Below are 13507 nucleotides of genomic sequence, written 5' to 3' on the forward strand. Positions count from 1 at the left end.
GAAGGAGGGGCTCCTCGTCCGTACGGACGAGGAGCCCCTCCTTCATGCGCTGTCGCCTCAGCTCCGCTCGAACCGCGACGGGACCGGGAAGTAGGCGTTGAGGAAGGCGCGCAGCACGCGGTCCTGCTCGTCGACGGGCACCTCGGCGTCCGCGGACTCCCCGATGCAGAAGACGTCGTGGCTCCGGGCGGCCAGCAGCCTGCTGAGCACCGAGTGGTGCTCGTAGTTGCCGACGTTGATGTAGCTGCAGGAGATGGCGGACGGCACGGAGCGGCCCGTCAGGTAGCCGTAGTGGTGGTGCAGCGACGAGGTGATCGACAGGTCGGTGTTGGCGCGGAACGGATTACGGGCCGTCGCCGAGACCTCCTCGGGGAACCGCTCGGCGATCTCCGAGAGCACACTGCGGCGCAGTGGGTGGGGGGCGTGCAGGAAGCCGTGGGTGGCGACCCGGCCGAACGCCTCCTCCAGCAGGGCCCGGTTGTTCTTCGCGGCGGCGAAGTAACCCTCGTCGTCCGGCGACGGCTCGCTCGGCGGGACGGGGGTCGGCGAACGGAACAGCTTCGCGACACCGTTGCTGAGGAAGAACGAACCGGCCGAGAGCGGGCGGCCGATGAACACGTCGTCGTTGAAGTAGAGGAAGTGTTCGGCCAGTCCGTCGATGCGGTGCAGCTGGCTCTCGATGGCATGCGAGTTGAACGTGGGCAGCCACGACTGGTCCGGGAACATGTCGCGGTGGCTGACCACCTCGATGCCGGGCTGATCGGTGTCCAGCCATTCCGGGGCCTGGTCGTCCGTCACGAGGTAGATGTTGCGCACCCACGGCGCGAACATGGCCAGTGACCGCAGGGAGTAGCGCAGTTCGTCCCGGTTACGGAAGCGGACGTCGCCGCTGTCGGCGTCGTCGACCGGCATGTCCAGACGGCGGCGGACGTTGTCGCGCCGCGCCCGCCACGCCGGGTCGGTGTCGTCGACCCACGTGTAGACGACGTCGACGGGGAAGTCCACGTCCCACATCAGCTGCTTGGTGAACTGGGTCAGCGTCGGATAGTCGTGCTCCCCGACCTGGAGTTTGGCCGTGGGCTCCAGTGAGGGCAGACGGCGTCCGAGGAGCGTGTTGGAACGCGGGCTGTTCCGCCAGCCGTCGTCGTCCTCGTCCCAGAACTCGACGGTGCACCCGTACGCGGGGCCGTAGCGCAGCGTCCGGCTCTCGCTCGTCACCGGCTTGAAGACCCGTACACCGGCGATCTCACCGACGCCTTCGAGCCGTTCGGCCAGCACGGCGCCGGGTGCGGCACCCCGCGGGGTGATCAGCTCACCATAGACGGGCTTGCCCTGCAACTGGGTCGCCAGCGCCTGGAGGGCACGGGCGCGCTGCTCGACGGGCACGGCCAGAAGGTGCGCGAGGCCGTCGTTGCGGACGAGGACGAAGGGGACACCCGAGTCCTCGAAGGCCTTGGCGGTTATCTCCAGGTTGAGGTTGGCCATCGTCGGCCCGTCGATGTCGTCCCGCTCTTCGGCGAGACGGCCGGCGGAGCGGATGAGTGACCGGTTCTGTGCCTGGATCAGTACCTCGCGAGCCTTCTGCTCGTCCGTGGAGTTCGCCAGCAAGGAGACGGGGGCGGCGACGCTGAAGCTCTTGGTACCGCCTTGGGCGATGCGCATGGCGGTGCGATCGGCACGGTCGGCGAGGCGCTTCGGAGAGTCACGCCGGGCGACGAGGCGCTCGAAAAGCTCCTCCCACTGCGCCGTGATCTTCTCGCCGGAGAAGCGCTCGTCGACCCCGGTCCTGGCCGCCTTGCCGAAGGCGTGCCGAGTGGCGTCGTCCTCCATCAGGCGGGACATCGCCGCTGCCAGTGAGTCGATGTCACCCGGCGGTACCAGCAGTCCGTCGACGTCGTGGCGGATGATCTCGGCGGGGCCGGTCACGATGTCGTAGGCGATCACCGGAACCCCTGCGGCGAACACCTCCAGCAGCACCAGGGGGAAGGCCTCGTTGCGCGACGGCAGCAGGCACAGTGAAGCCTTCGCCCACTCCTGCTCCATCTGGTCGGAGCGGCCCATGAGTTCGACCTGCGAGTGCAGGCCGAGGCCCTCTACGAGGCGACGCAGCCGCACCTGCTGAGGACCGTCACCGAAGATGCGCAGCGTCCAGTCGGGGAAGTCCGCGGAGACCCGGTGGAAGGCATGGATGGCGTGGTCCAGCTGCTTCTCCGGAGTCATCCGGGCAGCCAGGACGATGGTCCTGCTCTCCAGGTCGGACCGCGGGCGGAAGCCGTCGGGGACCGCGTTCGGGATGGCGACCAGCTCGGGCGCGGCGTCCTTGAGGGAGTCGGCGAACCAGTCGTTCGTGCGCTCGGTGAGCGAGACGAGGGCGTCGATGCGGGGCGCGTAGACGAGAAGAGGCTCACCGGAGACGCCGCGGAGCTGGGAGGCGCGGTGCTCCTGGTGCACGGTGACGACACGCGCCGGTGCGAGGTCGGCGACGGCGGCCATGAGCGCCGGCGTGGTCGTGACGAGGACGTCGGTGTCCAGCGAGCCGAGTGCCCTCGTCATCTCCACGTCGGAGAGGCGGTTGAAGGTGCTCTCCCACGCCGGCTTGATGATCTCGCTGGGCAGGGAGGCCAGCGTGCGGCAGGCCTCCGCGTCGAGCGCGGAGTCGCGTACGGGTCGTTCGCGCCCGTCCGTCCGGTCCACCAGGTAGCGCCGCTCGACCTTTCGGGCGGCTGCGAAGAACGGTTCCTGCCGGGTCTTGAAGACGCTGAGAACTTCCACCTCGTGGCGTGGAGCAAGATGGATCGCCTGGGTGTAGGCGGCCATCTCGGTGCCGCCCATCTCATCGCCCCAGGTGAGCAGAAACGTGATCTTCATGCGACTTCCTCTGTGCTGCGGGGCGCGGGTACGAGTTCGGCACAGCTGACGGAAAGCGCGCCGGCCGCCGTGAGATGAGCGTGCACCCGCAGGAGAGAGCCGTTGTCGAGGGCGACGATACGGAACGGCGTGCGGTGGACCTGCCGGGGATGACGGACATCGGTCAGGCGGCGGGCGATCCTGAGCCGGCTCCTGCCGAGCCGCAGGTACATGTCCCAGGTCCGTGCTGTCCCCCCGCCCATCTTGGCGAGGGGCACATCGAAGGTGAACCGGTCGCCCTGCCACTTTGGTCTGGTGGTGACAGTCTTCTGGTTGCCGCGGCGCACAACGGCCTCGACCGTCCCCGAGGCTTCCGAGGGAGCGCAGCCGATGAGCCTGCCGTGCACGGTGACCCGGTCCCATCGCAGGTCGAACGAGCTGAGTTCGGCGTGAGGGCGGGGCGACCTGACCTTCAGCAGCGCGAAGCCGTCGACGGAACGGACGGGACGGAACCACGCACCGCTCGTCGGCGAGGGGGAGTACGGCAGGGTCGGACCGTCCGACAGCTCCGGCGGCGCGGGGGCGGTGACCTTGGTGCGATGCGTCTGTCCGTCGGCGGTGGTGATCAGGACCGCGAGTCTCCAGATGCCGGTGCCCAGGGCGGGGCCGCGGTTCGCGGGCTCCTGTGCGTCACGATGGCGCAGCGGTACCGTCGCGGTGAGCAGCAGGGTGCCGTCGTGCTGCGGCTCGAGCTCCAGGGGTACCTGTTCGCGAGAGGTTCTGTGGATGAGCAGCAGAGCGGCGGAAGCGACCTGGCGCCCCGGGACGGCGACGGCGAAGTTCAGGGTCCGGCCGTTGGTGACCGAGTAGTGGACGGGCCGGAGCTGCGCGCGAGGGCGGATCCCGCCGCTGATCGTCGGGACCGTGTGCAGCTGCTCCACGCGACGGCGTATTCGGACGGCGGCCCGGCGAGCACGTTTGGCAGCGCCCACCGCATAGGGCAGCAGTGAGTCACTCACGGCGATCCCGGCTTCCACTCAGAGCTGATGGTCAGCGTCGCATGGTGCCAAGAATGAGCAGCATCGGCAAGTTGACTCACAATTTGACCCTTATGTGATGACGATCACGTGATCGCGTGAAACCTGACCATCTCTTACTCCTCTTCTCCTGTGGCGATCTTGCTTGACCGCCACAGAGGGGGAGAAGGAGCCATGGGCAGGACCGAATCGCATTATCCCGCGCCGTCCCGGCGTGCCGTACTGGCGTGTCTGGCGGGTGCTTCGGCAGTGCCCCTGGTGGGCGGCTGCACCGCCGCGGCAACCCGCTCGCCAGCTTCAGACGCACCGGCGGGTGCGGACGGTTCCGGCACGCCGGCCGAGCGACCGGGCGGGGAACAGCGGATCGGGTTCGCCCGCCCGGGACGCGCGCGCGTGATGCAGTTCGTGGCGCATCCGGACGACGACCTGTTCTTCATGAACCCCGACACCGCGGACACGCTGTCGAGCGGAGTGCCGGTGACCACCGTGTATCTCACGGACGGCGGCTCCTTCGGCGTGAACGCGGTTCCGGGCCGGCCGAAGCCACGGCCGGACGTTCCGGCGTACGTCTCGGCACGCCAGCAGGGTCTGCGGCAGGCGTACGCGCAGATGCTCGGGGCGCCGCTGTTCAGTACCTGGGAGCGCACCACCCTGCGGCTCCCCGGTGGCCGGGAGGTCGAGCTCGATCGGCTCGAGCATCAGGGAAGGTCTGCGGAACTGATTTTCCTCAACCTCCGGATGCATGCGAAGAACGACGGCAGGCCCGTCAACATGGCGCACCTCTGGACCACTCCCGATGTCAGTCTCCCGGCGCTTCCCACGCCCGGGTCCCCCGTCGGTGCGCCCTTCTCCTACCGCCGGGCGGACGTGATCGATGCCCTTGTCTCTCTGCTCCGGCGCTACCGGCCCACGCTGATACGCACGCTCGACCCCGACCCGGACTCCCAGGTGCACGACCGGCTGCATCCGCGCGCCAGCGATCAACCGGGCTACTCGGACCACCCCGACCACACTGCTGCCGCGCTCTTCACCTGGGCCGCGCTGGCCAGATGGGCCGGACACAGCACCAGGATCCCGTTGTTCCAGACGGAGACGTACCGGGGCTACTACAACGAGCGCTGGCCGAAGAACCTGCCGCCGGAGACGGTCGCCCGCAAGACCCGGCACCTCAATGCCTACGGCGGTGACGCTTCCTGGGAGTGCGGCAACCCGTCCGGCTGCGGTGACTATTCGATCGGCGGGGACCGCGTTCTGACGTCGAAGCGGGGATGGGTGCGCAGCACTCACCGCCGTTATCCCACCGCCGGTCCGAAGGCCGTCACCGGCGCCGACGGGCGGACGGTGGTGTACGGCGTCCTGGGGAGCCGCCTCGCACGATGGACGGCTACGACCGCCGGAGGGCTGGGAGCCCCGGAGGACCTCGGGGGTGGCCCCCTGGCACCCGCGATAGCCGTCGCCACCGCCCCGGACGGCCGCTGCCTGATCTTCGCGCTGCGTTTCTCCGGCCTGGCTGCGAGCGTGTCGGGCAACACCCGCGAGATCGTCATGCTTCGTCAACGAACGCCGGGGGGTGACTTCGACACCGGCTGGCACAGCCTCGGCAATCCTGAGACGGAGCCGCGGCGCGGCAGGCTCACCGGGCCGCCGGCAGCGGTGACAGGGCCCGACGGCCGGGTCCATGTCTTCGTACGGAACGGGAGAAAGGGCGTGAGCACCCGTGTGCTCGACGGGGACGGCAACTGGTCGGGTTGGCGTCGGCTGCCCGGCGGGCACATACAGGAAGGGCTCACGGCCACGGTGGACGGCGACGGGCTCATCCACCTCTTCGCCTCCTCGTCCGGCTGGGTCGAGCACTGGGCGCAGCGCAAGCCGTCCGCCGGACTGCGCAAGGGGTCGCGCAGGTTCGTGGCCCGGCCGGGGGACGTCCCCGACGCGGTCACCGCCTCGGACGGCTCGGTGCTGGTCGGCTATCGGCAGGCGGCCGGCCACCGTGTCATGGTCGAGCGTCTCGGCTCCGGCAAGGCGGGCCGCTGGGCGACAGTGACAGCGGTGCCCGTGCCCGGTTACGGGCGGGTCGGTCTCCTCGGTGGCCGCGATGCCCGCGCGGAGGAGCTGCTCATGGCCGTCAGGGCCGGAACCGGCGCGGCGCAGGTGTACGACGGTCTGGGCGGCAGAGTGGTCATGACGGGAGCTCCGTCCGTGATGGTGGGGACGGCAGGGACTCTGGGCGATCCTGGCAGCGGCCGGGCGGCTGTCGTCACACTCGGGCTCGGGGGTGTGCCCGTGGTCACACAGCTTGGGACGGAGCCGGGGAGCGCCTGAGGTGGGACGAGGACGTGCCCGCCGGTCTCCTAGAATGACCGGATGACGTGGATGATCACAGGCGGTGCGGGCTACATCGGTTCTCACGTGGTGAAGGCCCTCACCGAATGCGGGGAGCGCGTGGTCGTTCTCGACGACCTCAGCACAGGCGACCCGGCGAGGCTCCCCGCCGGTGTACCGCTGGAGCGCGGTTCCGTGCTGGACAGGGAACTGGTGGATCGCGTACTGCGGGACCACGCGGTCCAGGGCATCGTCCACGTGGCGGCGAAGAAGCAGGTCGGCGAGTCAGTCGAGCGCCCGCTGCATTACTACAAGGAGAACGTCACCGGCCTCCAGACGCTCCTGGAGGCCGCGGCGGAGGCAGGGGTCCGCCGGTTCCTGTTCTCCTCGTCCGCCGCCGTCTACGGGATGCCCGACGTCGACCTGGTGACGGAGCAGACGGAATGCGCTCCCATGAGTCCCTACGGCGAGACCAAGCTCGCCGGCGAGTGGCTGGTGCGCGGGGCCGGCCGGGCGCACGGCATGGCCACCGCCTCGCTCCGCTACTTCAACGTGGCCGGCGCCGCGTCCCCCGAGCTCGGCGACCCCGGCATCTTCAACCTCGTGCCCATGGTCTTCGAGCGACTTGACCAGGGCCGGTCGCCGCTGATCTTCGGGAACGACTATCCGACTCCGGACGGCACCTGTGTGCGCGACTACATCCACGTCGAGGACATCGCGTCCGCGCATGTGGCGGCAGCACGCCGGCTGGTCGAGGACCCCTCCGCGGAACTGGTCCTGAACATCGGCCGCGGAGAGGGCGTGTCGGTCGCCGAGATGGTGGACCTCATCCGCGAGGTCAGCGGCCACACGGCCACCGAGGCAGAGATCGCGCCCCGTCGCCCGGGAGACCCGGCGCGGGTGGTGGCCTCGGCCGAGCTGATCCGCAAGGAGCTGGGCTGGAGCGCCCGGTACGACGTCCGGCAGATGGTCGAGTCGGCGTGGCAGGGCTGGCGCCTGCGGCACCCCGGCCAGGAGCGCTGAACTCCGTAGAACCTCCCGTACACCGCCGGGATCCCTCGGGCCCGGGCCGACGACCGCCGCGCGCCGCCGTCGGCCCGGGTTTTCTCGTTCAGCGGAGGCGGGGTGCGCTGTCCGCCCGTCACTGCCCATGAGGTGACGGGGCATCACTCGAGTAGGTGTAATTCCTGCTGGACGTCGCCAGCCGGACATACCGTGGTCCGTCCCGGAGCGGATCCGAACGGAGCCACGGTGAAGATCTCCTTCCTCATCCACACCATCTACGGCATCGGCGGGACCATCCGCACGACGCTGAACCTGGCCGAGGAGCTGGCCGACCGGCACGAGGTCGAGATCGTCTCGGTGTTCCGGCACCGGGACCCGCCGGCGTTCCCGATCGATCCCCGGATCACCGTCGTTCCCATGGTCGACATCCGGCCGGCCAATCCCCGGAGCGACCGGCACGACCCGCTGTTCGCCGAGCCGTCCCGGGCCTTCCCCCGTTCCGAGGCCCGGTACAAGGAGTACAACCGGCTCGTCGACGACCGGGTCCGGGCCCACTACGCCGCCTCCGACGCGGACGTCGTCATCGGCACCCGGCCCGGGCTGGTGGCCTACGTCGCGCAGTTCGCGCCCCCCTCCGCGGTCCGTATCGGCCAGGAACACATGACGCACAACCACCACAAGGCCGCGCTGCGCGAGGAGATGTACGAGCATCTCGACGCGATCGACGCCTTCGTGACGGTCTCCGAGGGTGACGCGAAGGCCTGGCGCGACAAGATGCCGCTGCGCAGCACGCGGGTGCTCTCGATCCCGAACAGCGTTCCCGAGCCCGCCGTGCGCCCCTCCGACGGCACGGGCCGGACGATCGTGGCCGCCGGCCGGCTGGGGGCGGAGAAGCAGTTCGACGTACTGATCGACGCGTTCGCCAGGGTCGTCGCCGTACGGCCCGGCTGGACGCTGCGTATCTACGGGTCCGGCGACCAGCGGGACGCGCTGCTGGCCCGGATCCACAAGCTCGGCCTCTACAACGAGATCCACCTGATGGGCCCCTGCTCGCCGATCGAGTCGGAGTGGGTCAAGGGGGCCGTCGCCGCGTCCGCGTCCCGTCACGAGTCGTTCGGCATGACGCTGGTGGAGGCGATGCGCTGCGGTGTGCCGGTGGTGAGCGCCGACTGCGACTACGGCCCGCGCGAGATCATCCAGGACGGCGTCGACGGACTGCTCGTCCCGGTCGGCGACGCCGGGGCCATGGCCCGGGGGCTGCTGCGGCTCGTCGACGACGAGGACCTGCGCCGCGACATGGCCGCCGCCGCGGTGCGCAACGCGCGCCGCTTCGACCCCGGTGTGGTGGCCAAGCGGTACGAGACCCTGTTCGAGGAGCTCGCCGCCGAGGTGGCGCAGCGCGCCCGCGTCCCGGCGACCGCGCCGCTCGCCGACTGCACCGTCGCCCCGGACGGTTCGCTGGAGGTGCGCCCGGTGGCACCTCTGCCGGCGGGCTGCGACAGCGGCGCCCGGCTGGTCTGCGTGCGCACAGGGGCGCGTAAGGAGGTGCGGACCTTCGACCTGGACGCGGCGGGGTCGGTGACGGTCCCGGCCGCCGAGGTCTTCCCGGAGGGGGTGTGGGACGTCTTCCTCGAGCCGGCGGCCGGCCCCGGGCAGCGGCTGGCGGCCCGCCTCGTGGACCAGCGCGGCGCCCTGCGCGCGACCGAGCGCGTGACGCCCGGCGAGGGGGTGCGCCATGTCCTTCCTTACGCGGACACGGCCAAGGGCGGCGTACTCGCACTGCGGGCGTGGCACCGGCCGGTCCACGCCGAGGCGGGGGACGTCCGGATCGACGGCGCCCGGGTGACCATCGAGGGCAGCATGCTCGGTACGGCCGTGGTCTCCCGCGCGCCCGTGCTGGTGCTGCGCCGCCGGGGAGGAGGAGCGGACGAGATCCATTTCCGCGGCAAAAAGGTCGGCAAGGACGGATTTCGGTTCCGTTTTTCCTCTTCCGTACCGGCGGCCTCACAGGTGAGTGGAAACGATGTGTGGGACTTTTTCATTCGCTGTGACCCCGCTGTGAAGCCGGTGAGGATCGGCCGGCTGCTCGATGATCTGGTGGTGAAGCAGCGAATTTTCGTATACCCGGACGCGGTCCTGGGGAAGCGCAGGCAGACGGGCCTGGCGCGTGCTGTGGCACGGCGTGTGCTGGGGCGGCAACGAAAGAAGGTCCGCGTGCACGTTTATTACACGCTGTCGAACGACCTCGCGCTCAATGTGGCGGATATGTAAGTGCCGCTTCTCCCGCTCTGTGATACTTCACTCCATCCGAACGTGTGGCGTCAGTCACCTGAGCGAGAGGTACCGTTCGGGGGCGCATCCCCGCAACGCCAGGGTGAACAGCAGGTTTATTCGAATGTGTGCAAGGTGTCAGCCGTCTTGCGGGACGGTGAGTACGAATGTCAGCATCGGCCTTGTCCCCAGCCCCCGCAAGATTGGTCCCCTTGTCCGTGCACCACATGGCCAGATCCCGAACCACAGCTGTCCTGCTCGCCGGGGGTACCGGTCAGCGGGTGGGGCTCGCGATTCCCAAGCAGCTGGTGAAGATCGCGGGTAAGGCGGTCATAGAACACACGCTGGCGATTTTCGAACAGGCCGACTGCGTCGACGACGTCGTCGTGATGATGGCGCCCGGATATGTCGCGGAAGTGGAGAAGATCGTCGCGAAGGCCGGGCTGACCAAGGTCACCAAGGTCCTCGAGGGCGGCGCGACCCGCAGCGAGACCACGGAGCGCGCCATCGCCGCTCTCGGTGAGGGCCTCGCGGAGGGGGAGGACCTCAACGTCCTCTTCCACGACGCGGTCCGCCCGCTGCTCTCCGAGCGGGTCATCAAGGACTGTGTCGACGCGCTGGACCGCTACCAGGCCGTCGACGTCGCCATCCCGTCCGCGGACACGATCATCGTGACCCGCACGCACGGCGAGGACGGCGAGTTCATCACCGACGTCCCGGACCGCTCCCGGCTGCGCCGCGGGCAGACCCCGCAGGCGTTCAAGCTGTCGACGATCCGCAAGGCGTACGAGATCGCGGCGTCCGACCCCAACTTCCAGGCGACCGACGACTGTACGGTCGTGCTCAGGTACCTGCCGGACGTGCCCATCTACGTCGTCGCGGGCGACGAGTACAACATGAAGGTCACTCAGCCGGTCGACGTGTTCATCGCCGACAAGCTGTTCCAGCTCGCCTCGACCGCCCTCCCGGCCCCGGCCGACGAGCGGGCGTACCGCGAGCAGCTCACCGGCAGGACGGTCGTCGTCTTCGGCGGCTCGTACGGCATCGGCGCCGACATCGCCTCGCTCGCCGAGTCCTACGGCGCCAAGGTGTACGCGCTGGGCCGGTCCACCACCGGCACGCACGTCGAGAACCCCGAACACGTCGACGACGCCCTCTCCAAGGCGTACGCCGAGAGCGGCCGCATCGACTACGTCATCAACACCGCGGGCGTGCTGCGCATCGGCAAGCTGGCGGAGACGGACAACGCGGCCATCCAGGAAGCGCTGAACGTCAATTACCTGGCGCCCGTCCACATCGCGCGTGCCTCGCACAAGTATCTCGCGGAGACCCGGGGCCAGTTGCTGCTCTACACCTCCAGCAGCTACACCCGCGGCCGTGCCGAGTACAGCCTGTACTCGTCCACCAAGGCCGCCATGGTGAACCTCACCCAGGCCCTGTCGGACGAGTGGGCCGCCGACGGTGTCCGGGTGAACTGCGTGAACCCGGAGCGCACCGCCACCCCGATGCGCACCAAGGCGTTCGGCGTCGAGCCGGCCGGTTCGCTGCTGTCGTCGGAGGCCGTGGCCCGTACCTCGCTCGACGTGCTGCTGTCCGAGCTGACCGGTCACGTCATCGACGTCCGGCAGCAGGACCCGACCCGAGGCGCCTCGGAGGCGACCGGGTTCGAGCAGGCACTGGCGTCCGTCCTCGACCGCCACGAGGACGAGGAACACAGCTGATTGCTCATGCGCTGGGGCCTCTGCGGTCGCCGCAGGGGCCCTAGTCTGTCGAGCGGGGCTCAACGTCCTTCGCAGAAAACCGTCGGCACCCCCTTGGAGCAGGTTTTTCCGTGATTTCGAAAGCCATTCGCATGGCACGCGTGGGCAGCGGACCGGAGCTGGCAGCCGCGCTCCTGCTGATGCTGGGATTCCCCTGCGTCATGCTCGCGGCGATAATCCCCAGCCTCTGGTTCTTCGCAGTGGCCGTCGCCGTGACGTACGCGGCGGATCAGTTCCTGCACCAGCGGTCGAGCTATCTGATCAACCGACTCGCCAAGGTCCGGGCCGGTCTGTCGATCCGGTTCCTGGTCCGCCAGCTGCTGCTCGTGCTGCTGCTGTCCCGGATGGGCTTCGCGGAGGAGCCCGTCTTCTATGTGACGGTCGCGTGCCTGCTCGGCTTCTACGGTCTCCAGGCGCCGCACGGCGCGATGGTCACGCTGATCCGGCTGCGCCGCAAACTGCCCGTGGTCACGCGCAACGTCGATCTGAGCCGGGTGCGCATCCCGGACGCGCCGCCGCGCCCGCTGCTGGACCGCTCGGCGGAGAAGATGCTCCACCTCGACGTCTTCTCCTTCATCGGTGTGCTGATCGCCATCGGGACCGACCGCACCGTCTTCGCGTACGCCGGACTCGGGCTCACGCTCCTCCTCGCGGTCGTGTACCTGGCGCTGCTCGTCCCGCACCTGCGGCCGGGCCGTCTCGTGCCGCCGCCGGACAAGGTGCTGGCCGGCGTGGACGCGTGGCTGCGTGAGTACAAGCCGACGGTGATGCTCTACTTCTCCGGCTCCAGGGAGTCGGCGTACCAGGTCAACATGTGGCTCGACACCATGGCCAAGATCGACGGCCGGCCGCTGATCGTCCTGCGTGAGCGCAACATCGTGCCGCAGCTCGGCGCCACGTCCGTCCCGGTGATCTGTGTGCCCGGCGGGGTGCACCTGATGAACCTGGACCTGTCGACGGTCCGGGTCGCTCTCTACGCCGCCAACGTCGGCAAGAACATCCACATGCTGCGCGTACCGACCATGAAGCACGTCTTCATCGGCCACGGCGACAGCGACAAGCTCGCCAGCGTCAACCCGTACAGCAAGGTCTACGACGAGGTGTGGACCGCCGGCCGGGCCGGCCGCGACCGGTACGCCCTCGCCGACGTCGGTGTGCGCGGCGAGGACATCGTCGAGGTGGGCCGCCCCCAGCTCGCGCCCATCCGGGCATGGACGGGCGGGCCGCAGAAGCCGATCCCGACGGTCCTGTACGCCCCCACCTGGGAGGGCTGGGACGACAACCCCGGCAACACGTCCCTGCTGCTGGCCGGCGAGAACATCGTGGAGCGGCTGCTGAACGCCGAGCAGCCCATCCGGCTCATCTACAAGCCGCACCCGTTCACCGGCACCCGAAGCGCGGAGGCCAAGGCCGTCGACGCGCGGATCAGGGCGCTGGTGGAGGCGGCCGCCGCGGCCCGGGCGGTCGACCCCCGGTGGACGGCGGAAGCGGAGGCCGACGCCGCGGACCACGCAGCCGCGCGCCTCGTGCTGGAGCGCGCCGAAGCACGTCTCGCGGAACTGTCGGGCGTCTCCAAGGCCGGCGGGGACGAGGCGGAGGAGGCCCGCGACTCGGTGGCCGACCCGGCGCGCGAGGCCGAGATCATGAGGCTCAAGGACGAGTGGAACGCCGCGTACTGGCGCTCCTTCGGCTGGTGGGAGCACCGGGTCATCACCGGTCCCGAGCCGCGCCTGTACGACTGCTTCAACGAGTCGGACGGCATGGTCTCCGACATCTCCAGCGTGGTCTCCGACTACATCGCGAGCGGCAAGCCGTACGCGGTCACCGACTCGGCGGGCCTGGGAGAGGCGGAGTTCCGGCGGCAGAACACCGCGGTGCGCGCCGCTGTGATCCTCTCCAACAGCGCCGCGGAGCTGGACGAGCTGCTCGCGGCCGTCGCCGACGGCGCGGCGGACACCCGGGCCGAGGCCCGGCGGGAGCTCAAGGAGTATCTGCTCGGCCCCGACGAGCCGACGTCCCTCCAGCAGTTCGACGCGGCGGTACAGGCGCTGGCCGCCAAGGCGGAGGCACGCAATCTGGCGCTGCAGCAGCGGCTCGCGGGCCCCGAGCAGGCGCCCGGGCTCGACGACTCGCCCGTGGGCGACACAGCGGTGGGCGGCTGACGCGACCCGTCCGCAGCGGCCCGGTGGCGTCCCCCAGGGATGCCACCGGGCCGCTGTCGTCTTCATGGCCCGCTTCATGGTCCGCTTCATGGTCCGCGGCGCG

7 protein-coding genes are annotated in these 13507 nt (G+C 69.7%); 5 read left to right on the forward strand and 2 right to left on the reverse strand.

Translation table 11 applies throughout. The annotated features are described in order from the left end of the window. Positions 1–57: 57 nt before the first annotated feature. Together AB0K36_RS31595 and AB0K36_RS31600 are read right to left on the reverse strand one after the other, a co-directional pair. Positions 58–2868 carry a stealth conserved region 3 domain-containing protein gene (locus AB0K36_RS31595; RefSeq protein WP_364600775.1) on the reverse strand — a complete coding sequence of 937 codons (2811 nt, stop codon included), beginning with the start codon at positions 2866–2868 and terminating at the stop codon, positions 58–60. Then, the gene (locus AB0K36_RS31600) at positions 2865–3788 is read right to left on the reverse strand and encodes a hypothetical protein (RefSeq protein ID WP_364600777.1); all 924 of its coding nucleotides are present in this window, start codon (positions 3786–3788) and stop codon (positions 2865–2867) included. The genes AB0K36_RS31595 and AB0K36_RS31600 overlap by 4 nt, the downstream gene beginning before the upstream one ends. Positions 3789–4280: 492 nt before the next feature. On the opposite strand from AB0K36_RS31600, the gene AB0K36_RS31605 reads away from it, so the two are divergent. From AB0K36_RS31605 to AB0K36_RS31625, 5 genes are all read left to right on the forward strand, one after another. Continuing rightward, positions 4281–6206 carry a PIG-L family deacetylase gene (locus AB0K36_RS31605; protein WP_364600811.1) on the forward strand — a complete coding sequence of 642 codons (1926 nt, stop codon included), beginning with the start codon at positions 4281–4283 and terminating at the stop codon, positions 6204–6206. Between the two features lie 42 nt (positions 6207–6248). After that, entirely contained in the window at positions 6249–7229 is a 981-nt protein-coding gene (gene galE, locus AB0K36_RS31610) for a UDP-glucose 4-epimerase GalE (protein ID WP_364600778.1), read from the forward strand. Between the two features lie 228 nt (positions 7230–7457). After that, positions 7458–9482 carry a glycosyltransferase family 4 protein gene (locus AB0K36_RS31615; RefSeq protein WP_364600780.1) on the forward strand — a complete coding sequence of 675 codons (2025 nt, stop codon included), beginning with the start codon at positions 7458–7460 and terminating at the stop codon, positions 9480–9482. Positions 9483–9709: 227 nt separating this feature from the next. Next, positions 9710–11203, forward strand: a complete 1494-nt coding sequence (locus AB0K36_RS31620) for an SDR family NAD(P)-dependent oxidoreductase (RefSeq protein WP_435877978.1) — start codon at positions 9710–9712, stop codon at positions 11201–11203. A 131-nt stretch (positions 11204–11334) separates the two neighbouring features. Continuing rightward, complete coding sequence (locus tag AB0K36_RS31625; protein ID WP_364600784.1) at positions 11335–13404, forward strand: hypothetical protein; 2070 nt, start codon at positions 11335–11337, stop codon at positions 13402–13404. Positions 13405–13507: the final 103 nt, after the last annotated feature.

It is taken from the genome of Streptomyces kurssanovii, assembly GCF_040677245.1.
In the GTDB taxonomy this organism is placed as follows: Bacteria; Actinomycetota; Actinomycetes; order Streptomycetales; family Streptomycetaceae; genus Streptomyces; species Streptomyces kurssanovii.